The sequence below is a fragment of the Pseudomonas sp. R84 genome (genome assembly GCF_009834515.1).
Lineage (GTDB): Bacteria > Pseudomonadota > Gammaproteobacteria > Pseudomonadales > Pseudomonadaceae > Aquipseudomonas.
In genome coordinates this window covers 5,947,826-5,969,314 of the sequence record NZ_CP019426.1, presented here as the reverse complement: position 1 = coordinate 5,969,314, position 21,489 = coordinate 5,947,826, and the positions used below count along the sequence as shown (strand labels likewise).

Annotated in this window: 17 protein-coding genes and 1 tRNA gene; 3 read left to right on the top strand and 15 right to left on the bottom strand. The window is 57.7% G+C overall.

Translation table 11 applies throughout. The features are described from left to right. Nucleotides 1-192 precede the first annotated feature (192 nt). The 7 genes from PspR84_RS26485 to rpsU form a co-directional block, all read right to left on the bottom strand. The gene (locus PspR84_RS26485) at nt 193-654 is read right to left on the bottom strand and encodes an Lrp/AsnC family transcriptional regulator (RefSeq protein ID WP_160059661.1); all 462 of its coding nucleotides are present in this window, start codon (nt 652-654) and stop codon (nt 193-195) included. A gap of 119 nt (nt 655-773) precedes the next feature. Continuing rightward, nucleotides 774-1,853 carry an acyltransferase gene (locus PspR84_RS26480; RefSeq protein ID WP_160059660.1) on the bottom strand — a complete coding sequence of 360 codons (1,080 nt, stop codon included), beginning with the start codon at nt 1,851-1,853 and terminating at the stop codon, nt 774-776. A gap of 147 nt (nt 1,854-2,000) precedes the next feature. After that, a tRNA-Ile gene (locus tag PspR84_RS26475) sits at nt 2,001-2,077 on the bottom strand. Nucleotides 2,078-2,092: 15 nt separating this feature from the next. Then, a complete protein-coding gene (locus PspR84_RS26470; RefSeq protein ID WP_160059659.1) occupies nt 2,093-5,839 on the bottom strand; it encodes an EAL domain-containing protein in 3,747 nt (1,248 codons plus the stop codon). Between the two features lie 126 nt (nt 5,840-5,965). Further along, a complete protein-coding gene (rpoD, locus tag PspR84_RS26465; RefSeq protein WP_077574775.1) occupies nt 5,966-7,810 on the bottom strand; it encodes an RNA polymerase sigma factor RpoD in 1,845 nt (614 codons plus the stop codon). 67 nt (nt 7,811-7,877) lie between these two features. Next, nucleotides 7,878-9,842, bottom strand: coding sequence for a DNA primase (gene dnaG, locus PspR84_RS26460; RefSeq protein ID WP_160059658.1), 1,965 nt, complete (start codon nt 9,840-9,842; stop codon nt 7,878-7,880). A gap of 486 nt (nt 9,843-10,328) precedes the next feature. Then, entirely contained in the window at nt 10,329-10,544 is a 216-nt protein-coding gene (gene rpsU, locus PspR84_RS26455; RefSeq protein WP_002551877.1) for a 30S ribosomal protein S21, read from the bottom strand. A gap of 199 nt (nt 10,545-10,743) precedes the next feature. Between rpsU and tsaD the strand changes: the two genes are divergently transcribed. Continuing rightward, complete coding sequence (gene tsaD, locus PspR84_RS26450; protein WP_160059657.1) at nt 10,744-11,769, top strand: tRNA (adenosine(37)-N6)-threonylcarbamoyltransferase complex transferase subunit TsaD; 1,026 nt, start codon at nt 10,744-10,746, stop codon at nt 11,767-11,769. Nucleotides 11,770-11,792: 23 nt separating this feature from the next. On the opposite strand, the gene plsY is transcribed toward tsaD, so the two are convergent. Further along, the gene (gene plsY, locus PspR84_RS26445) at nt 11,793-12,362 is read right to left on the bottom strand and encodes a glycerol-3-phosphate 1-O-acyltransferase PlsY (protein WP_038363312.1); all 570 of its coding nucleotides are present in this window, start codon (nt 12,360-12,362) and stop codon (nt 11,793-11,795) included. Between the two features lie 74 nt (nt 12,363-12,436). Here plsY and folB point away from each other — a divergent pair, with 74 nt between their 5' ends. After that, nucleotides 12,437-12,793, top strand: a complete 357-nt coding sequence (gene folB, locus PspR84_RS26440; RefSeq protein WP_160059656.1) for a dihydroneopterin aldolase — start codon at nt 12,437-12,439, stop codon at nt 12,791-12,793. Then, nucleotides 12,784-13,302 carry a 2-amino-4-hydroxy-6-hydroxymethyldihydropteridine diphosphokinase gene (gene folK, locus PspR84_RS26435; protein WP_160059655.1) on the top strand — a complete coding sequence of 173 codons (519 nt, stop codon included), beginning with the start codon at nt 12,784-12,786 and terminating at the stop codon, nt 13,300-13,302. Before folB ends, folK begins: the two co-directional genes overlap by 10 nt. 84 nt (nt 13,303-13,386) lie before the next feature. Here the strand turns inward: folK and PspR84_RS26430 are convergent, their stop codons facing one another. The 7 genes from PspR84_RS26430 to apaG all read right to left on the bottom strand — a co-directional run bounded on the left by PspR84_RS26430 (nt 13,387) and on the right by apaG (nt 21,476). After that, nucleotides 13,387-14,616: a multifunctional CCA addition/repair protein gene (locus PspR84_RS26430; protein ID WP_160059654.1), complete on the bottom strand. Its 1,230-nt coding sequence runs from the start codon at nt 14,614-14,616 to the stop codon at nt 13,387-13,389. A 63-nt stretch (nt 14,617-14,679) separates the two neighbouring features. Beyond that, nucleotides 14,680-16,242, bottom strand: coding sequence for a SpoVR family protein (locus PspR84_RS26425; protein ID WP_160059653.1), 1,563 nt, complete (start codon nt 16,240-16,242; stop codon nt 14,680-14,682). Beyond that, nucleotides 16,239-17,510, bottom strand: a complete 1,272-nt coding sequence (locus PspR84_RS26420; RefSeq protein WP_160059652.1) for a YeaH/YhbH family protein — start codon at nt 17,508-17,510, stop codon at nt 16,239-16,241. The genes PspR84_RS26425 and PspR84_RS26420 overlap by 4 nt, the downstream gene beginning before the upstream one ends. 121 nt (nt 17,511-17,631) lie before the next feature. After that, nucleotides 17,632-19,554, bottom strand: coding sequence for a PrkA family serine protein kinase (locus tag PspR84_RS26415; RefSeq protein WP_007910115.1), 1,923 nt, complete (start codon nt 19,552-19,554; stop codon nt 17,632-17,634). A gap of 297 nt (nt 19,555-19,851) precedes the next feature. After that, nucleotides 19,852-20,181 (bottom strand): thiosulfate sulfurtransferase GlpE, encoded by a 330-nt coding sequence (glpE, locus tag PspR84_RS26410; protein ID WP_016983139.1) that lies wholly within the window; start codon nt 20,179-20,181, stop codon nt 19,852-19,854. Nucleotides 20,182-20,214: 33 nt separating this feature from the next. Further along, on the bottom strand, nt 20,215-21,096 hold the full coding sequence (locus tag PspR84_RS26405) for a symmetrical bis(5'-nucleosyl)-tetraphosphatase (protein WP_160059651.1): 882 nt from the start codon (nt 21,094-21,096) through the stop codon (nt 20,215-20,217). Next, nucleotides 21,096-21,476 (bottom strand): Co2+/Mg2+ efflux protein ApaG, encoded by a 381-nt coding sequence (apaG, locus tag PspR84_RS26400; protein WP_160059650.1) that lies wholly within the window; start codon nt 21,474-21,476, stop codon nt 21,096-21,098. Before apaG ends, PspR84_RS26405 begins: the two co-directional genes overlap by 1 nt. Nucleotides 21,477-21,489 lie beyond the last annotated feature (13 nt).

The following is a 21,489-nucleotide window of genomic DNA, read 5'->3' as shown; positions in this document are numbered from 1 at the left end:
GCGCGTCTGAGTATAGGAAAAGATGCCAGCCATTCTAGGGAGCGTAGAACACGTTAATAAGACGCAAATTGTCGTCGTTTTGCCAGATTAACGATCAATATGACGATTTTAGACTGCACACCGACCAAAATGTGGGAGCGAGCCTGCTCGCGAAGAGGCACTGGAATTCACCGGAGAAGCCCGATCAAAATCTTAGACCGGCTGCCCTCGATCAATCTTGCTACTCAAAATGATCGACGTCGTGGTCTTCTCCACCCCGTCCACTCCGCCAATCTGATCCAGCAACTGATCCAGTTGCTCCGGCGAATCCGTACGCAACCAGGCGACATAGTCAAACTCCCCACTCACCGCACACAACTGCTGCACCTGCGCCATTGCACTCAACCGGCGTAGCACCTCTTTGCCAGAGCGTGGCTGTACCTTGATCCCGACATACGCTTGCAAGCCGCCGTCGACCACTCGCTGGCCGAGGCGTACGCCATAACCGGTGATCACTTTAGCCCTTTCCAGCCGCGCCAGACGCGACGTCACGGTGGTGCGCGCAATGCCCAATTGCCGGGCGAGCATGGCCACGCTCTCACGGGCATTGATCTGCAGGGCGGCGATCAACTGACGATCGATTTCATCGAGCACGGGCGGGCGGATGTCTGGCAAGGGCGGCTCCATTGGCGCGGATAGTTGGCCTGCGCATGTTACAGGCTCAGTCTGCGGACCGCTTGCAGGTGATGAAGCTGAACTCAGACCTGAAAAAAACGCGCAAAAGCGCGGTTTTTTTACGCGCGTACAGGCAGTCGAAAGTGGTGCGAGAGATTCAACAATTTGCGCTCTATCAACTGATAACTGAAGTAAGCCACCACAAGCACTGCAGTGTAGGACACCGCCCAGAACAATAGCGCATGCCAGACGCTGTTACCGTTAAGTCCCGTCATGACCCAGAGGCGCCCGCACACGCTGAGTGTCAGAACATGCGACAGGTATAGCGAGTAGGACATATCTCCGACCGATCTGAGCAGACCGGATGCCATCCATTTAGCTTTTGCTTCCAGCAGTGCAAACGCCAACAGTAAAAGCGTGTAACCGCCACCGATCGCAAATGCACGCTCCAGGGTTATCGATTGAATGACATCGGCGTCGCCGACTACGTCTGAAGCAAGTGCGTAGACGAGGCCGGCCAGTCCAGCCAGTACCATCAGGAGAATGCTGAAAAGGGGCGGTGAGGTAACCAGCGAAAGCCGCAGATATGCGATTCCGGCCAAGGCGCCGAAGATGAATTCAATGGAGAACTCATGGAACATCACTCGAAGATAGGGGTTGTCTGACGTATGGGTGAAGATCGAAACGCCGATGATCGTGATTAGCCAGAACGCAAATGCATGGGTCATCCACTTGGCCGGCAGTATAAGAATCAAGGCAAACACCAGATAAAACCAGACTTCGTGGATAAGCGACCAGGCAACCATTAATAGCGGTAACGCTGAATCCGGGAGCAGGAAAAATGATGACGTCATGTCGACAGTCCCATTTTGGGAGCCACCGACCAGTTCAGGTTTGATCTGAGCGACAAAGAAGAGGGCGAGAAAATAAACCCAGTAGGTCGGATAAATTCGCAGGAGTCGCCCTTTGAGAAAGCCAGCGACTTGGCCTTTAAGACCAAACTTGTTGCGAAAAGCCAGAACCATCACAAAACCACTGATGACAAAAAACAGATCCACGCCGGTTTGGCCAAAAACAAATAGCTCCGGTAACAGGCTTTCGCCTTGCACATATTTGGCATTGATGAAGAGTGAGTGAAACGCTACGACAAAAAGCGCCGCCAGTCCTCTGGCAGCTTGTAGCGAGGAGAGTTTGTACACGGTTATTTATCCCTAATCCGAAAGACATCCTGTGCTGGCATTCTGGAAGTTACACTTCACGGGCGCAAGTATGACAGCGTGGAGTGGGCTGGCTACTTTCAAACGCCAGAAACGCGAAAGCCGCGCATTTAGCACGGCTTTCGTATTTGGTGGGCCCACACGGACTTGAACCGTGGACCAAAGGATTATGAGTCCTCTGCTCTAACCAACTGAGCTATAGGCCCTCAGTAGGCCGCGGATTATAGCGACGGTTTCTCGGCTGTGCTATCCGAAAAATCCGATACGGTTACACGAAGAAACGTTGCCGCGAATTCTTCCGGCGGTAACGGCAGGCTGACGATGTAGCCCTGGATCTGTTCGCAGCCTTCGGCAGCGAGAAATTGTTGTTGGGCCTGGGTTTCCACGCCCTCGGCGATGACGGTGAATTGCATGCTCCGTCCCAGCGCGATGATGGCCCGGACAATGGCCGCGTCATGGGGGTCGTCGGGCAGTCCGCGGACGAATGACTGGTCGATCTTGAGGATGTCCAGCGGCAGGCGTTTGAGGTAACTGAGCGAAGAATAACCGGTACCAAAGTCGTCAATCGCTAGTTGTACACCGAGGTGTTTGAGCTGGTGCAGCACGGCCAGCGCCTCTTCGGCCTGACTCATGATGAAATTCTCGGTAATTTCCAGTTGCAGTAAATCCGGCTGCAGGCGGTTGTCGTTGAGCAGCTGTTCGATGCGCCCGAGCAGATTCGGTTGACGCAGTTGCGCGCCGGCGAGGTTCACCGAGAGTGGGCCGAGGCTGTCGTAGACCTGATTCCATTCGAACATCTGCCGGCACGCGGTCTCGAGCACCCAGTCACCAATCTGCAGAATCATGCCGTTCTCTTCGGCCAGCGGAATGAAGTGCTCTGGCGGCACGTCGCCGAAGGTTGGGTGACGCCAGCGGATCAGCGCTTCAGCACCGACCAGGCGGTGGTCGTCGAGGCTGATTTTCGGCTGGTAGTAGAGGAACAACTCATCCCGTTCAATGGCCCGGCGCAGTTCGTGCTCAAGTGCAATGCGCTCGCTGGCCTGGGCAGTGAGGTCGCGGGTGTAGCTCTCGACGCGGTTGCGGCCCTTGGCCTTGGAGCGGTACATCGCCGCGTCGGCGTTTTTCACCAGCGTGGCGACGTCGCAGCCGTCCCGAGGATAGAGACTTGTGCCAATGCTGGCGCTGATGAAGAACTCATGTTCGCCAGCCTGGAACGGCGCACCGAAACAATTGAGCAGTTTGGTGGCGATGTTGTCGGCATCACTGGCCTGTTGCAGGCCGGGCAGCAGAATGATGAATTCGTCACCGCCCAGACGCGCCACGGTATCGATGTCGCGCAGTTGCTCTTTCAGGCGCACGGCGATGCCCTTGAGCAGCAGGTCGCCAACCGGGTGACCGAGGCTGTCATTGATGTGTTTGAAGCGGTCGAGATCGAGAAACAGCACCGCGCCCTGACCGCCGTTTTCCTGCTGACTGTTCAACGCCATCAACAAACGGTTTTCGAACAGCGTGCGGTTCGGCAGGCCGGTAAGTGGGTCGTGGTGCGCCTGATAGTCGAGCTTGGCCTGTGCGTGCTTGAGGCTGGAGATATCGGCAAACACCGCGACAAAGTGGGTGATGAACTTGTCGCGGTTGCGCACAGCACTGATGGTCAGCCAGCTCGGGTACAACTCGCCGTTCTTGCGCCGGTTGGAGATCTCGCCCTGCCAGTGACCTTCGTCGGTCAACTGGTGCCACATTGCCGCGTAGAACGCGCTGTCATGCAGGCCGGAGGCGAGCAAGCGTGGTGTATGGCCGAGCGCTTCGCTTTCGCTGTAACCGGTAATCTCGGTAAAGGCTCGGTTGACCGCGCTGATGTGCTGTTGGGTGTCAGTGATCAATACGCCTTCAGCGGTGCTTTCGAACACGGTGGCGGCCTGTTGCAGTTTTTCCTGCATCAAATGGCGCTCGGTTATGTCCCGGGCGATGGTCAGCATGCAGTCTTCTTCGCCGATCGGCAGCGGACGACTGGAGACTTCGCAGAGGCGAATCTGCCCGTCACTGCGGCGGATATGGCAGGTGAAGTCACGGACGAAGCCGTCGCGATGCAACAGATCGAGCATCTGTTTGCGCTCGTTGAGGTTGACCCAGATCCCCAGATCCAGCGCTGAACGATCCACCGACATGGCGCTATTGAAACCGGTAATGCGACTGAAACCTTCGTTGACCTCCAGCAGCAAACCATCGCTCTGGCGCGACAACAACAAACCGTCCGGTGAGGCATGGAAGGCTTTGGCGAACTTCTCCTCGGAGGTTTGCAGTTGCTGTTGGGTTTCCTTGAGCTGGGTGATGTCACGCACAACGACCACCAGGGCTGGCGTGGTGTCCAGATCGAAGGGTTCGGCGGAGATCAGGCCGGTGAACAACTGGCCGTTGTTGCGGCGAAAGGGCATCTCCAGATTGCGAATACTGCCCGCCTGCAAACGCTGCAGCAGCCCCGGACCGACGCCGGGAATGCCCCAGATATTCAGGTCGGTCGCCGTTTGCCCCAGCACTTCTTCAGCTTTCAGTCCGATCTGTTCTTCAAACGCTTCGTTGACCTCGAGCAGGCAACCGTCGGACAGCCGTGCAATCACCAGAATGTCCGGGCACTGCTGGAAGACCGAGGCGAACTTTTGCTCCGAGAGCTGCAGTGCTTCTTCAGTGCGCTTGATTTCGCTGATGTCGATCATCAAACCGCGCATCACAGGCTCATGGCCATGTTCGATCAGGCTGACGATGTCGCGCACCCACAAGCAGCGACCGTCGGCGGTGATCACTCGATAGTCGACGATGTGATCACGGCCCTCGCTGAGGGCTTCTTTGCAGTAACTCTGCGTACGGGTCAGATCCGCCGGGTGAATGATGTTGTGCCAGAAGCCGGGGATCAACCAGTGCGATTGTGGATAGCCGAGCAAGTCTTCGGCGTGGGGCGAGACATAGCTGTAGGTGAAGTCGCTCATCCGCGCTTCCCAGGCGATGGCTGACAGGCTCTCGACCAGTCCGCGATAGTGATATTCGCTGCTGCGCAGCTCCTGTTCGAGGTCGATGCGTCGGGCGATTTCCGAGCTCAGGCGGCGGTTGATACGGATCACCACGGCGAGGATCGTCACCAGTAGCAACAGCCCCGGCAAACCGTAGATCAACAGATCCGACCAGAATGTCCGATGATCAAGGACGTTACCGACCCAGTGCTCCTGAATGCTGCTGATTTCATCAGGACTCATGTCCGCGAGCACTTTGTCGAGAATCCCCACCAGTACCTTGTTATCGCGGGGCACGGCCATTGCCAGTTGGTAGCGATACGGGGTTTCGCCACTGACGTACAGGCCGTCGAGCTTGAGCTGGCGCAGGCTCCAGACACTCGAAGCGAGGTCGCCGACCACAGCGTCCACTTCGTCGGTCGCCAGTGCCTGCAACGCCGAACTGACATTGGGCATGGCCACCAGATTCAGATCAGGGTGGTGGGTGCGCAGCAGTTCGTGGGGTGCATAGTTTTCCACCACGGCGATTTTCAAACCGTACAAGTCGTCGAGCTTGCGCGGTTGCGCGCCGCCGATGTGGGCAAGTATGACAATCGGGAAATCAAGATAAGGGCGGGTGAACGACAGGTAGGTCTGGCGCTCAGGGGTGGACATGATGCCGGGGAGAAGATCGATTTTGCCCGATTTGACCTGCTCCAGCACCACCGTCCAGCTCACTGGCTCAATGGGGGTCAACTTGATCGCCAGGCGTTGGCGAATCACATCGATATAGTCGGCCGCCAAGCCCTGATAGCGATTCTGGTCGTCGCGAAATTCAAAGGGCGGCCACGAAGCATCTACACCCAGGCGCAAGTCCGGGTGAGCCGCCAGCCAGCTACGTTCTTCATCAGTCAGAGTCAGCGCGTCAGCCGTTGCGGTCCAGATCATCAGTGACAGCAAAAAAAGCACGGACGCCAATCTGGGCATAACGCTCTCGTTATGGCTCGGGGATGATTGTTTCGAGTGTAGACGGGGTATGCGGGGGAGGGGTGTTGCGAAGGATTTAATCTGCCATATAAACAAAACCCCCGGCCTGGGCCGGGGGTTCTGGTATCACTCGTCGAGGAAGGAGCGCAGATGCTCGCTTCGCGTCGGGTGGCGCAGCTTGCGCAGCGCCTTGGCTTCGATCTGACGGATCCGCTCACGCGTTACGTCAAACTGTTTGCCCACTTCTTCGAGCGTGTGGTCGGTGTTCATGTCGATACCGAAACGCATGCGCAGTACTTTGGCTTCACGGGCAGTGAGGCCAGACAGCACTTCGCGAGTCGCTTCTTTCAGGCTCTCAACAGTGGCGACATCGATTGGCGACTGCATGGTCGAGTCTTCGATGAAGTCACCCAAGTGGGAGTCTTCGTCATCACCGATCGGGGTTTCCATGGAGATCGGCTCTTTAGCGATCTTCAATACCTTGCGGATCTTGTCCTCAGGCATTTCCATGCGTTCGCCCAGCTCTTCCGGGGTCGGTTCGCGACCCATTTCCTGCAACATCTGCCGGGAAATACGGTTGAGCTTGTTGATCGTCTCGATCATGTGCACCGGAATACGGATGGTGCGGGCCTGGTCGGCGATCGAGCGAGTGATCGCCTGACGGATCCACCAGGTGGCATAAGTCGAGAACTTGTAACCACGACGGTATTCGAACTTGTCCACCGCTTTCATCAGGCCGATGTTGCCTTCCTGGATCAGATCGAGGAATTGCAGGCCGCGGTTGGTGTACTTCTTGGCGATCGAGATAACCAGACGCAGGTTGGCTTCAACCATCTCTTTCTTCGCGCGGCGGGCCTTGGCCTCACCGATCGACATGCGACGGTTGATGTCCTTGATTTCTGCGATGGTCAGACCGGTCTCGGTTTCCAGCGCGATCAGTTTCTGCTGGCAACGAATGATATCCGGCTGCACGCGGCCAATGGCTTCGGCGTACTTGCTCTTGCCTTTGGCCAGGGCGTCGGACCAGCTTTCGTCGACTTCGTTGCTCGGGAACTGACGCAGGAAATCGGCGCGTGGCATACGTGCATCACGTACACACAGTTGCATGATCGCGCGCTCTTGCTGACGCAGACGATCCAGGGCACCGCGAACACGCTCGACCAGGCCTTCGAATTGCTTCGGTACCAGTTTGATCGGCATGAACAGCTCGGCCAGTGCCAGCAACTCGGCAATCGCTGCCTTGTTGTTGCGACCGTGCTTTTTCAGGGCCTTGCGGGTGATTTCCATCTGATCAGCCACGGCGCCAAAGCGCTGGGCAGCAATGACCGGATCCGGACCGCTTTCGGCTTCTTCTTCGTCATCGGAAGATTCGGCTTCATCGTCGTCGGTCTCGTCGTCGGCTTTCGCCACTTTCGCTTCGACAGGCGGCGGCACTTCGGCTGGCGGCGCAATGCCGTCGTCCGGGTCGATATAACCGCTCAGGACGTCGGACAGGCGACCACCTTCGGTGGTGACGCGGGTGTACTCGGAGAGAATGTGGTCAACCGTGCCAGGGAAGTGCGCGATTGCGCTCATCACTTCACGGATGCCCTCTTCGATACGCTTGGCGATTTCGATTTCGCCTTCACGAGTCAGAAGCTCGACCGTACCCATTTCACGCATGTACATGCGCACTGGGTCAGTGGTGCGACCGATATCGGTCTCCACCGCTGCCAACGCGGCTGCTGCTTCTTCCGCAGCGGCCTCGTCGGTATCGGCGTCGGCCAACATAAGGGCGTCCGCATCCGGAGCACTCTCGTGTACGGGGATCCCCATGTCGTTAATCATGCGGATGATGTCTTCCACCTGCTCAGGATCTGAAATATCCTCGGGCAGGTGGTCGTTGACCTCGGCGTAAGTCAGATACTTCTGCTCACGACCCAGTTTGATCAACTCAATAATACGAGACTGCTGTTGCGCTTTTCCGGACATAACACCCTATCCACTGAAGGTCTTGGCGGGCAAAAAACAAGCCGAGGATTATACCTGAGCTATGACCTCACGCGCCAGTTGAGGTCGGGTTTGATGCGGAAAATAGGTCGCGCATCTGGATTGCTATCTGCATTTTTTGTTCCGCGGTCATTGCTGGGTCGCTCGCCTTTTTGATGAGCTCGTCCAGAGTTTGTATGTTTTGGCCAGCGGATATCTTAGTAATGGTGTCTAAAAACTGTTGTTCAAGGTTATCCCCCTGAATTAACCATTCCTTTTCCGTGAGCTGCTTGAGTAGGCGGCCCTGATCAGTACCGTGCCATCTGGACATCAACTGAAATGAGTTTAGCTGAGGATTTTTCTGCAAGGACTCAATGAGGGCTACCAGTAGTTGCGCATACTTGTTTGCCTCATTAGCAAAATGGTCGGCGCTTTCAACCTTGGCAGCCATATCGGGGTGGTGGATAAGGGTGCGAATTGCGGTAAATATTGGAGGTTCGACCGCGATTTCGGTGCGGGGTGGTACATATGGGCCGCGCTCACCACGTTTGCCGTTCTTGTCCCAGGGTTTCTTGTCCCATTTCTTGCCGCCAGCGCCGGGTTTCTTTGGCGTCCACTCCTGCTGCGGCACATACATGTCTTGTGCCTGCGGCTGATGGTAGTCGCTGTAATCCGGCATCGCGTCGTAATCGATACCCGGATCGTAGGCGGGCGGTGCTTCCTGCGGCGCACTTTGTGCTAGCTGACTGACGGTCTCGCTGCTCAGGCCAGTAATTTCGGTCAGGCGCTGACGCATCAGAATGCGCAGGTTTGCCCCGGGTACTTTGTCGATCAGCGGTGCGGCAAGGGTGGCCATGTGCGCCTTGCCCTCAAGCGAGCGCGGGTCGGCTTCTTCGGTCAGTTGCTGGAAGAAATAATCCGCCAACGGCTGAGCGTGCTGATTGATCCGGGCCTTGAATGCGTCAGTGCCTTCGGCACGAACCAAGGTGTCCGGGTCTTCGCCTTCGGGTAGAAACAGAAAGCGTGCACGACGCCCGTCCTGCAGGCTTGAAAGCGTTGCTTCCAGTGCGCGCCATGCGGCGTTGCGGCCGGCCTGGTCGCCGTCGAAGCAAAACAGCACGTTCGGCACTACGCGGAACAGACGCTTCAAATGTTCTTCGCTGGTCGCGGTGCCGAGCGTCGCGACGGCATTCTTCAGCCCTTGCTGAGCGAGGGCGATGACGTCCATATAGCCTTCGACGACGATGATTTCGTCGAGGTTACGGTTGTTCTTGCGTGCTTCATAAAGGCCGTAGAGTTCCTGACCTTTATGGAATACCGGGGTTTCCGGTGAGTTCAGGTACTTGGGCTTGTCGTCGCCGAGTACGCGGCCGCCGAAGGCGATGATGCGCCCACGGGTGTCGCGGATCGGGAACATCACGCGATCGCGGAAGCGGTCATAGCGTTTGCCGGTTTCGGCGTTCTCGATCAGCAGGCCGGCGTCGATCATGGCTTTCTGTTGAAGCGTGTCGCTGCTCAAATGTTTGAACAGGTTGTCCCAGCCGGGCGGCGCGAAGCCGAGCCCGAAATCCCGGGCGATCTCGCCAGTCAGGCCGCGGCCCTTGAGGTAATCCACCGCAGCTTTGCGCGATGGATGGCTCTTGAGGGCTTGCCGGTAAAAATCGGCGGCAGCGGTGAGTAGCGGATACAGCGGCGAATCGGTTGGCTGGCGCGGTTTGTGCGGGCGGCCGCTTTCTTCGCGAGGGATTTCCATGCCGGCGGCTTTCGCCAGATCTTCGACGGCCTGGGGGAAATCCAGGTTGTCGTGATCCATGAGAAAGCCGAGGGCATTGCCGCCGGCGCCGCAGCCGAAGCAGTAATAGAACTGCTTATCGGGGCTGACGCTGAAAGACGGGGTTTTCTCTTTGTGAAACGGGCAACAAGCGGTGTAGTTCTTGCCGGCCTTCTTCAATTGCACGCGCGAACTGACCACATCGACGATGTCGGTGCGGTTCAGCAGGTCGTCAATGAAGCTCTGGGGAATCAGCCCGGCCATGGCGTACTCGTCGTCTGCGCTGTAATAAGTCCGATGCGTAAGGCTGCCGGACGCGGGTCATTGTTTGAAGCGCGCAAAATATGCGGCTCGACCGGTGTCGTCTGCGTAATCGCTGTCGGGAAGTGTATCTGCCGAAAATCCCCTGACGTTAGTACTCATCAGTCTTCGACTATTTGAAAGTGTTGCGCTGAATCCGCTGACGGCCGGTTAGGGGCCTCGGATAGCTCAATAAAGCGGGCACGCATGCAGGTGCCTTGGGCTGATCGTCGTAAGAGGAATCAGTGGGTGTGCTCGTCAGTAGCCTTGAAAGGCTCGTCAGAAAAGACGTGCACCGCTGGCAAAAGAGCCAGGTCTGACGTGTGAAGCAGATTCGTCTAGGTCGCGTGTGCGGCTTCGACGTTGAAGCATCAAGCGTTTTACGCAAATGCCATTAGCCCGGCTGAGAGCCGGGCTTAGGCAAAGAAGCTTGCAACGAACGTCTGTGTATTAGTACAGACGAACGGCGCGGCGCTGTTCGCGCTGAACTTTCTTGGCGTGACGCTTAACAGCGGCTGCTGCTTTGCGCTTACGCTCAGAAGTTGGCTTCTCGTAAAATTCGCGGCTACGAACTTCAGCCAGTACACCGGCTTTTTCGCAGGAGCGCTTGAAACGACGCAGAGCTACGTCGAAGGGTTCGTTCTCTTTAACTTTGACGGCTGGCATCCAGAGCTACCTTCATTCATTACCGGGGTCAACATCCTCGCGGCAAAAGAGCACTTGAAGACGTCGGTTTTTAAGGGTTGCGGATGTTAACCCCTCATCGCTCGGAATGCAAAGCCTCTGATCGAAAACCGCTGGTCGGGGCATCACGCGGGGACTATTATGCGCGCCTTCGAATTCAGCCTAAACAAGGCGCAAACCCATGCTAGTACTGGGATTAGAAACCTCCTGCGACGAAACCGGCGTCGCATTATACGACAGTGAGCGTGGCCTGTTGGCTGACGCGCTGTTCAGCCAGATCGACCTGCACCGCGCCTATGGCGGCGTGGTGCCGGAACTGGCCTCGCGTGACCACGTCAAGCGCATGCTGCCCTTGATTCGTCAGGTGTTGGCCGAGGCGGACTGCGTGCCGACCGAGATCGATGCGATCGCCTATACCGCGGGTCCTGGGCTTGTTGGCGCGCTGCTGGTCGGTGCTTCCTGTGCTCAGGCGCTGGCCTTTGCCTGGGGCATTCCGGCGCTCGGTGTGCACCATATGGAAGGGCATTTGCTGGCGCCGATGCTGGAGCCGAAACCGCCAGAATTCCCGTTCGTCGCTTTGTTGGTTTCCGGCGGTCATACGCAGCTGGTTCAGGTCGATGGCATCGGTCAATACAGTCTGCTTGGCGAAACGCTCGACGATGCCGCCGGCGAAGCGTTCGACAAAACCGCGAAAATGATGGGCCTCAATTATCCGGGTGGCCCGGAAATCGCCAAACTGGCCGAGAAGGGGGGCGCAGGACGTTTTACCTTCCCGCGTCCGATGTGTGATCGTCCGGGTCTGCAATTCAGCTTCAGTGGTCTGAAAACCTCTGCTCTCAACGCCTGGCAGCAGTGCGTCAGCGCCGGGGACGACAACGAGCAAGCCCGTTGCGACATCGCGCTGGCGTTCCAGCAGGCCGTGGTGGAGACTTTGACCATCAAGTGCAAACGGGCCCTTAAGCAGGCCGGCATGAAGCGTCTGGTGATCGCTGGTGGCGTCAGCGCCAACAAGGCCCTGCGCGTTTCGCTGGAAAAGATGCTCGGCGACATGAAAGGTGATGTGTTCTACGCCCGTCCCGAGTTCTGCACCGACAATGGCGCGATGATCGCGTTTGCCGGTTGCCAGCGCTTGCAGGCCGGTCAGCAGGAAAGTCTGGCAATCAGCGTGCAGGCGCGCTGGCCGATGGAGCAGTTGTCGGCGCTGTGATGAGTGGCGCTCATGGACGGTATTCAGAAATGCCGTTCGCGCCCGGCAAACAGGTCGCGTAGATTGCCGCGGTGGCGCCAGACGATCAGCAGTGTCAGCGCGCTCATCGGCAACAGCGCCTCCGGTTCCTGCCAGGCCAGCAACGGTAGGGTCAGTGGCGTGGCGATCAGCGCTGCAAGCGAGCTGGTGCGGGTCAGGTAAAACGTCAGCAACCAAGCGCATACTGCCAGCAGCGCGGCGGGCGGATACAGGCCCAGCAGCATGCCGGCAGCGGTGGCGACACCCTTGCCGCCACGAAAGCGAAAGTACAGCGGGAACAGGTGACCGATCACGGCGCACACGCCGATCCACGCCTGATCCTGCAGCGAAAGGCCGACAGCCGAGGCGATCAGCACCGGCACCAGGCCTTTGCACAGGTCACCCAGCAGGGTCAGGATCGCCAGTTTGCGACCGGCCAGGCGCAGCATGTTGGTGGCGCCGGCATTGCCCGAGCCACTCATTCGCGGGTCCGGATTTCCGGTCAGGCGGCTGAGCAAAATGGCGAAGGACAGCGAGCCGAGCAGGTAGGCGAAAGTCGCCAGTAACCAAAACATGCTAACTATTCCGGGCGAGGACGCCCTGATTCTAACGGCGCATTGCGCCCTTGTCGTGCAGTGGAGAGAAGTGCTTGGACAGAGTGTTTATCGAGGGCCTGGAAGTCGACACCGTGATCGGTGCCTACGACTGGGAGCGCGGCATCCGACAGTGCCTGCGACTTGATCTGAGCTTCGCCTGGGACAATCGCCCGGCCGCCGCCGGTGACGACCTGACCCTGGCGCTCGACTATGCCAGCGTGTCCACGCGCATTCAGGCTTTTGCCGAACAGGCTCAGTTCCAACTGGTCGAGACATTCGCCGAGCGTCTGGTCGAAGTACTGATGAGCGAATTCGACATCACCTGGGTGCGGCTGAAGCTGACCAAGCCTGGTGCGGTGCCAGCGGCTAAGGGCGGCGTGGGTGTGGAGATCGAGCGCGGATGTCGCTGACTCAGGTGTACCTCGGGCTCGGTAGCAATATCGAGCGCGAAATCCATTTGTGCGCTGGTCTCGACGCTTTGGCGACGTTTCTGGTGGATATCCGCTGTTCCGCGGTGTTCGAGAGCCAGCCAGTGGGGATCAAGAGCGGGCCGTTCTTCAATTTTGTGGTGTCGGCGTATACCGACCTGCCGTTGATGGAACTGGATCGCCGCTTGAAATTCATTGAGGCGGATAACGGCCGCTACGCGCCTGATCGCAAAGGCTTGCCGCTGGATATCGACGTGCTGCTGTATGGCGAACTGGCGGGGAATTTCGACGGGTTGGTTTTGCCGCGTGCCGAGATTCTGAAAAATGCCTTTGTGTTGTGGCCGTTGTCGCTGATTGCGCCGGATCGCATGCATCCGGGTGTGGGAAAAAGCTTCGCGACGTTGTGGGCTGAGGCGCAGATTGATCAGGTGCTGGCGCCGGTTGCGTTCGAGTGGCGCGGGCAGCGGCTCACGCCTTCAGATTTGCTTTAGATCGACTGACGTCTTCGCGAGCAGGCTCGCTCCCACAGGGAAATGCATTCCAAAATGTGGGAGCGAGCCTGCTCGCGAAGCTTTTCAAGCGGACGCCGCGTCTTTGTAGGCTTTCAGCGCCTTCAGTCGCTCACGCTTCAGCGCTTCGCCTAGCTCCGGGCCTTTGAATCCCTTCTCTAGCAATGGCTGCACCGCGACTTCCCGTGCTGCCTTCGCCGCACCACGTAAATAATCGGCCTGTGGATAACTTCTCTGCTCGAGCCCTTTGCGTCCGCGAGCATCCATTTCGCATGCCGCAATAAACTCTTCAAAGCGCTGTGGTCGGCGATACACATCAAAACTTTGCAGTAACTCCAGTAGTGTCGAGGCTTTCAGCTCCAGCGCCCGATGACCGTGGGTGTGGAACTGGCCTACCAGCAAAGCCAATTCCTGGCAGTCCTTCGGAGCCTTGAAACGTTCATTGACCGCTTTGATCAGCTTCAGCCCTTTGTGCTCATGGGCGATGTGTCGTGGCCACTCTTCTTCCGGGGTCAGGCCTTTGCCGAGGTCGTGCAGCAGACACGCCCAGCGCACGGTCAGCGGTTGTTTGTGCAGCGCCGACTGCTCCAGCACGCTGAGCGTGTGCAGGCCGGTGTCGATTTCCGGATGATGCGCTTCCGGTTGCGGCACTCCAAAAAGCGCGTCGACTTCTGGCATCAGCACTTTCAGCGCGCCGCAGTCGCGCAACACCTGAACGAACACCTGCGGTTGATCTTCCATCAGTGCGCGGGAAATTTCTTTCCAACTGCGCTCAGCGGTCAGTGCCTCCAGTTCACCGGATTCGCTGAGTTGACGCATCAGCTCTAGCGTCTCCGGCGCAACGCTAAAACCGAGCCCGGCATAACGCGCCGCGAAGCGGGCTACACGCAGGACACGCAGGGGATCTTCGGCGAACGCCGGGGATACGTGACGCAGGATTCTCGCTTCAAGATCGCGCTGACCCTGGTATGGATCAGTCAGATTCTGCTGATTGTCCTCGGCCATGGCGTTGATGGTCAGGTCGCGGCGGATCAGGTCTTCTTCAAGTGTCACCTCGGGGCTGGCGTGAAAAGTGAAGCCGCCATAACCGCGCCCGCTTTTGCGCTCGGTGCGGGCGAGGGCGTATTCCTCGCCGCTTTTTGGATGAAGAAAAACCGGGAAATCCGCACCGACCGGGCGATAACCCTGGGCGAGCATTTCTTCGGTGGTGGCACCGACCACCACCCAATCGATGTCCGTGACCGGTTTGCCCAGCAAGCGATCACGTACGGCACCGCCAACCTTGAAAATCTGCATAAAAAACCTCCGTTAGCCCGACAGGATAACCCTTGCGTCGAACTTTCGGAGGCTGGAAGCGGATCAAAGATGAATCACGGCGAGGTCGAGTCGACCGTAATCCCCTTCGCTGTGTTCGCTGCGTGGCGGAACGTGATGGGTTTTCATGATCTGGTCGCCTTGCAGGGTTTCCAGATGGATATCGAAGCCCCACAGGCGATGCAGATGTTTAAGCACTTCGTCAGTGGAGTCTCCCAGCGGTTTGCGATCGTGCTGCTGGTGACGCAAGGTCAGCGAGCGATCGCCGCGCCGATCGATGCTGTAGATCTGCACATTCGGCTCACGATTGCCGAGGTTGTACTGCGCAGCGAGGGTTTCGCGAATGATCCGGTAACCGGGTTCGTCATGAATTGCAGGCACCAACAAGTCGTCCTTCTGATCGTCATCCATGATGCTGAATAGCTTCAGATCACGGATCACTTTCGGTGACAGGTATTGCAGGATGAAACTCTCATCCTTGAAGCTGCTCATGGCGAACTTGATGGTCGATAGCCAGTCCGTACCGGCAATTTCCGGGAACCAGTGACGATCTTCTTCGGTAGGTTCTTCACACATGCGCCGAATGTCGCGGTACATGGCGAAGCCCAGTGCATAAGGATTGATGCCACTGTAGTAAGGGCTATCGAAACCTGGCTGGAACACCACACTGGTGTGCGACGTCAGGAACTCCATCATGAAGCCGTCGGTGACCAGCCCCTCGTCGTACAGGTCGTTCATCAGCGTGTAGTGCCAGAACGTCGCCCAGCCTTCGTTCATCACCTGGGTCTGGCGTTGTGGATAAAAATACTGGGCGATCTTGCGCACGATACGCACGATTTCGCGCTGCCACGGCTCCAACAGCGGCGCATGTTTCTCGATGAAGTAGAGGATGTTTTCCTGCGGCTCGGCCGGGAAGCGCGCGTTGTCCCTGTCGCTGTATTTGTCCGCGCCTTTAGGAATGGTGCGCCACAGATCGTTGATCTGCTTCTGCAGGTGCTCTTCGCGATCTTTCTGCCGGCGCCGCTCCTCTTCGGCAGAAATCGGATACGGACGCTTGTAACGATCGACGCCGTAGTTCATCAGCGCATGGCAGGAGTCGAGCAGGTCTTCCACCGCGTCGATGCCGTGGCGCTCCTCGCACTGCATGATGTACTGCTTGGCGAACACCAGGTAATCGATGATCGAGCTGGCATCGGTCCAGGTGCGGAACAGGTAGTTGCCCTTGAAGAAACTGTTGTGGCCATAGCATGCGTGCGCCACGACCAGCGCCTGCATGCAGATGGTGTTCTCCTCCATCAGATAGGCAATGCACGGATCGGAGTTGATCACGATTTCGTAGGCCAGGCCCATCTGCCCACGGCTGTAGGATTTTTCGGTGCTGAGGAAGTGTTTGCCGTAGGACCAGTGGTGATAACCCAGTGGCATGCCCACCGAGGCGTACGCATCCATCATTTGCTCGGCGGTGATCACTTCGATCTGGTTGGGATAGGTATCCAGGGCATAGCGGGCCGCGATCCGGGCGATTTCGCGGTCGTAGGTCTGGATCAGCTCGAACGTCCATTCGGAGCCGGTGGAAATGGGTTGGCGCTTCTGCTCTTTGGCGGTCATGTCACTAACCTGCGCTGGAAGAGTTCACGGAAGACCGGATAGATATCCCCGGCCGAGACCAGTTGCTGCTGGGCAAAAGTGTCAGAAAAGGCTTCGGCGATACGTTCGTACTCGTACCACAAGGCCTGATGTTCGCGCGGGGTGATCTCCACGTAAGTGTAGTACTGCACAAAAGGCATGATCTGGTTGATCAGGATGTCACGGCAGATCGGCGAGTCATCGTTCCAGTTGTCGCCGTCGGAAGCCTGGGCCGCGTAGATGTTCCACTCGTTGCTTGGATAACGCTCGGCCATGATCTCCTGCATCAGTTTCAAGGCGCTGGAGACGATGGTGCCGCCGGTTTCCCGCGAATAGAAAAACTCCTCTTCGTCGACTTCCCGAGCGCTGGTGTGGTGGCGGATGAATACCACGTCAATCTTGTCGTAGTTTCGTTTCAGGAACAGATACAACAGGATGAAAAAGCGTTTGGCGATGTCCTTGGTCGCCTGGGTCATGGAGCCGGAGACGTCCATCAGGCAGAACATCACGGCTTTCGAACTGGGGTTGGGCTGTTTGATCAGCAGGTTGTATTTCAAGTCGAAGGTGTCGAGGAACGGCACACGATGGATGCGCGCGCTGAGTTTTTCGATTTCGGCCTCGAGTTCCTGAATATCGCCAAAGTTGTCCGGCTCTTCACGTTTCAGACGCTCAAGTTCTTCTTTGGCTTCGCGCAGTTTCGCCCGACTGCTGCCAGACAGGGCAATACGCCGTGCATGCGCCGAACGCAACGTGCGGATGATGTTGATGCGTGATGGGTTGCCTTCGTTGCTGATCCCGGCCCGCACGGTTTTGAAGGTGTCGGTACCGCTGAGGTTGCGCTTGACCAGATTCGGCAGCTCGAGGTCTTCGAACATGAACTCGAGGAATTCTTCCTGGGTGATCTGGAAGACAAACTCGTCCATGCCCTCGCCGGAATTACCGGCCTTGCCCGGACCGCGTCCGCCGCCACCGCCGGGTGGCCGAGCAATGTGTTCGCCGGCAGTGAATTCCTTGTTGCCGGGGTGAACCACGGTCTGCTTGCCGCCGCGGCCGTGATGAAGCACCGGTTCGTCGATGTCGCGACCGGGAATGCTGATCTGTTCGCCGTGCTCCATATCGGTAATGGAGCGCCGGCTGACCGCCTCTTCGACGGCCTTCTTGATGTGGTCACGGTAACGCCGCAGAAAACGCTGGCGGTTCACCGTGCTCTTGTTCTTGCCATTCAGACGTCGGTCGATCACATAACTCATAGGAAGCCCTCCGGGCAGCTTCAAGTTGTGAGCTCCAAGCCGCAAGTAAAAGCAGGTTCCCGGGGATCACTGGGTTACGCGCTTTGTTCTTGCAGCTTGTAGCTAGAAGCTTGCAGCTGCTTCACTGCGACTTCCGTACCCGCAGGTACCATTCGGAAAGAAGCCGTACCTGTTTGTCGGTGTAGCCGCGTTCGACCATTCGAGTGACGAAGTCGTTGTGCTTTTGCTGATCCTCCTTGCTGGCCTTGGCGTTGAAGCTGATGACTGGCAGCAGATCTTCGGTGTTCGAGAACATTTTCTTCTCGATGACCACGCGCAGCTTTTCGTAGCTGAGCCAAGTCGGGTTTTTGCCGTTATTGTTGGCCCGGGCGCGCAGGACGAAGTTGACGATCTCGTTGCGGAAATCCTTCGGATTGCTGATGCCGGCCGGTTTCTCGATTTTTTCCAGTTCTTCGTTCAGCGCCACGCGGTTGAGGATCTCGCCGGTTTCCGGATCGCGGTACTCCTGATCCTGAATCCAGAAGTCTGCGTACAGCACGTAACGGTCGAAAATGTTCTGGCCATACTCGCTGTAAGACTCGAGGTACGCGGTCTGAATTTCCTTGCCGATGAATTCGATATAACGCGGCGCCAGGTATTCCTTCAGGTAGCGCAGGTAGCGCTCGCGGGTTTCAGCCTGGAACTGTTCCTGTTCGATCTGCTGTTCCAGCACATAAAGCAGGTGCACCGGGTTGGCGGCGATTTCATGCGGGTCGAAGTTGAAGACCTTGGACAGGATCTTGAACGCAAAGCGGGTCGACAGACCGTTCATGCCTTCGTCAACACCTGCCGAGTCGCGATATTCCTGAATCGACTTGGCCTTCGGATCGGTGTCCTTGAGGTTTTCGCCGTCGTAGACGCGCATTTTCGAATAGATATTGGAGTTTTCCGGCTCCTTGAGGCGCGATAACACAGTGAACTGCGCCAGCATCTTCAAGGTGTCCGGGGCGCAATGCGCCTTGGCCAGGGAACTGTTGAACAGCAGTTTGTCGTAGATCTTCACTTCATCGCTGACGCGCAGGCAGTAAGGCACTTTGACGATGTAGATCCGGTCGATGAACGCTTCGTTGTTCTTGTTGTTGCGGAAGGTGTGCCACTCCGACTCGTTGGAGTGGGCGAGCAGGATCCCGGTGAACGGAATCGCGCCGAGGCCTTCGGTACTGTTGTAGTTGCCTTCCTGAGTCGCGGTCAGCAGTGGGTGCAGCACCTTGATCGGTGCTTTGAACATTTCGACAAATTCCATCAGGCCCTGGTTGGCCCGGCACAGCGCACCGGAGTAGCTGTAAGCGTCGGCGTCGTTCTGTGGGTATTCCTCAAGTTTACGGATGTCGACCTTACCGACCAGCGCGGAAATGTCCTGGTTGTTCTCGTCGCCCGGTTCGGTCTTGGCCACGGCGATCTGATTGAGAATCGACGGATACAGTTTGACCACGCGGAACTGGCTGATGTCGCCGCCAAATTCGGCCAGGCGTTTGGTCGCCCATGGCGACATGATGGTGTTCAGGTAGCGCCGTGGTATACCGAAGTCTTCTTCGAGGATCGCGCCATCTTCGGTGGCGTTGAACAGACCCAGTGGCGACTCGAATACCGGCGAGCCCTTGATTGCGTAGAAGGGCACTTTTTCGATCAGTTGTTTCAGTTTCTCGGCCAGAGACGATTTACCGCCGCCGACGGGGCCGAGCAGATAGAGGATTTGTTTCTTCTCTTCCAAGCCTTGGGCGGCATGGCGGAAATACGAGACGATCTGGTCGATGCATTCTTCCATCCCGTGGAAGTCTTCAAAGGCCGGATAGCGACGGATCACCTTGTTGGAGAAGATGCGTGACAGCCTCGAGTTGGTCGAGGTGTCGAGCAGTTCCGGTTCGCCGATGGCCAGCAATAGACGCTCGGCGGCGGAAACGTAAGCGCTACGGTCTTTCTTGCACAGCTCCAGGTACTCTTGCAGCGAGAGTTCTTCCTGGCGTGTGGACTCGAAGCGTTGTTGGAAGTGGCTAAAGATACTCATGACGTCACCTCGCTCGATACGTGGAGCCGACGCCGGATCACTCAGTCGATGCTGGCAAGCAGCTGCAGTAGCAGCCGATTGTTTACCCCCCAGAACACTTTCACGATCGACAATCGTGAAAGTCACTCCCGATGACCCGTGCGCCGGTGTACCGGCTCTCCCCTGTTTTGGATGGCCTGGGCTTAAGGATAGTTGGGAATTCAGGAGGTAAAGGCGAGATACGTAATTAGTTGTGGCAAGACCGTTCGTCTGCCCGCGCAGGCCCACGGCAGCCGGGGCCTGCGCGTGACAAAAAAATTATTCGGCGGTGCCTTGGGCGGTTTCCGCAGGATAAGTCGTACGCCACAACTCGAAGCCGCCGTCCATGCTGTAGACGTCGGAGAAGCCTTGGCTGATCAGGTAAGCCGCGGCGCCCTGGCTGGAGTTTCCGTGATAGCAGACCACGACGGTCGGTGCATCAAGGTCGGCGCCTTGAATGAAAGCGTGCAGGGAATGATTGTCCAGATGCTTCGAGCCGCTGATGTGCAGGGCGGCAAAAGTTGCCGGATCGCGGACATCGACGACAACGGCGCCTTGTTCACGCAGGGCCTGGGCCTGTTCCGGGGGGATTCGTTTGAATTCGCTCATGGCGGGTTCCTGTTGCTCGGCTGAAAGCGCAGTCTAACGCGGTGCGCTGACTGGCGAAGTTTGGGGGATAAGTGGTGCGACGGTCGGGGCGAGACCACCGTGTTCATCGCATTTGCACGACAGGCGTTCGCCGCTGTCGACGTTCATCAGGGTCAGGCTGCCGCCCCAGACACACCCGGTGTCCAGCGCCGAGATGCCTGGCTCATGGATATTACCTTCGAGTGCCGCCCAGTGGCCGAAGATGATCCGCAAGCCTTTGGTCTTGCGCTCCTTGTGCTGGAACCACGGTTTGTAGCCGGGTGGGGCAGTATCAAGGCCTTCTTTGCTCTTGAGGTCGAGCTTGCCCTCGGCGGTACAGAACCGCATGCGCGTGAAGTAGTTGGTGATGACGCGCAGGCGGGCTACGCCCTTGAGGTCGTTGTCCCATTTCGCTGGCTCATTGCCATACATGCCGTCGAGGTAGGCCGGAAACAGATTGTCGTCACGCAGCGCGGTTTCGACTTCGTCAGCACACTTCAAGGCGCGGCGCAGTGACCATTGTGGTGGAATGCCGGCGTGAACCATGGCGACGTCACGCAGCTCGTCGTAGTGCATCAGCTTTTGCTGGCGCACCCATTCAAGCAATTCGGCGCAGTCCGGCGCTTCGAGAATCTCGCGCAGGGTGTCGGACTTCTTTAAGCGCTCGATATTTTTAGCCGCAGCCAGCAGATGCAGGTCGTGGTTACCGAGCACGCAGACCAGCGATTCACGCATGCCATACAAAAAGCGCAGGGTTTCCAGTGATTGCGGGCCACGGTTGACCAGATCACCCACCAGCCATAGCCGATCGAGTTTTGTGTCGAACGCTACTTGCTTGAGCAGGCACTTGAGCGGTTCGAGGCAGCCTTGCAGGTCGCCGACGGCATACGTCGCCATCAGTGCAGGGCTCCGGGCACCGCCAGGCGGAAAGGCTTGATGATGGCGTCGAAATGTTTGCCGTCAGTGGCGACCATTTCATAGGTGCCCTGCATGGTGCCAACCTTGGTGGTCATCACTGTGCCGCTGCTGTAGGTGTGGCTCTGGCCGGCATCGATCAACGGTTGCTGGCCAACGACGCCGGCGCCACGGACTTGCTCTTCATGCCCGTCACCGTCAGTGATCACCCAGTGTCGCGACATCAGTCGAGCCGGTAGGTCGCCATTGTTCTGCACGGTGATGGTGTAGGCGAAGGCGAAGCGGTCGTGCTCGGGTTGCGATTGGTCTGCCAGATAGTGGGTAACGACGCTGACATCGACCTGGTAACGGGAATCGGACATGCAAGAGGCCTTA

Bases quoted from the DNA above. Each gene is read 5' to 3' on its own strand.
- PspR84_RS26470 (WP_160059659.1), bottom strand. From the start codon at position 5,839: ATGCCCAGATTGGCGTCCGTGCTTTTTTTGCTGTCACTGATGATCTGG.
- rpoD (WP_077574775.1), bottom strand. From the start codon at position 7,810: ATGTCCGGAAAAGCGCAACAGCAGTCTCGTATTATTGAGTTGATCAAA.
- dnaG (WP_160059658.1), bottom strand. From the start codon at position 9,842: ATGGCCGGGCTGATTCCCCAGAGCTTCATTGACGACCTGCTGAACCGC.
- rpsU (WP_002551877.1), bottom strand. From the start codon at position 10,544: ATGCCAGCCGTCAAAGTTAAAGAGAACGAACCCTTCGACGTAGCTCTG.
- tsaD (WP_160059657.1), top strand. From the start codon at position 10,744: ATGCTAGTACTGGGATTAGAAACCTCCTGCGACGAAACCGGCGTCGCA.
- plsY (WP_038363312.1), bottom strand. From the start codon at position 12,362: ATGTTTTGGTTACTGGCGACTTTCGCCTACCTGCTCGGCTCGCTGTCC.
- folK (WP_160059655.1), top strand. From the start codon at position 12,784: ATGTCGCTGACTCAGGTGTACCTCGGGCTCGGTAGCAATATCGAGCGC.
- PspR84_RS26430 (WP_160059654.1), bottom strand. From the start codon at position 14,616: ATGCAGATTTTCAAGGTTGGCGGTGCCGTACGTGATCGCTTGCTGGGC.
- PspR84_RS26425 (WP_160059653.1), bottom strand. From the start codon at position 16,242: ATGACCGCCAAAGAGCAGAAGCGCCAACCCATTTCCACCGGCTCCGAA.
- PspR84_RS26420 (WP_160059652.1), bottom strand. From the start codon at position 17,510: ATGAGTTATGTGATCGACCGACGTCTGAATGGCAAGAACAAGAGCACG.
- PspR84_RS26415 (WP_007910115.1), bottom strand. From the start codon at position 19,554: ATGAGTATCTTTAGCCACTTCCAACAACGCTTCGAGTCCACACGCCAG.
- glpE (WP_016983139.1), bottom strand. From the start codon at position 20,181: ATGAGCGAATTCAAACGAATCCCCCCGGAACAGGCCCAGGCCCTGCGT.
- PspR84_RS26405 (WP_160059651.1), bottom strand. From the start codon at position 21,096: ATGGCGACGTATGCCGTCGGCGACCTGCAAGGCTGCCTCGAACCGCTC.
- apaG (WP_160059650.1), bottom strand. From the start codon at position 21,476: ATGTCCGATTCCCGTTACCAGGTCGATGTCAGCGTCGTTACCCACTAT.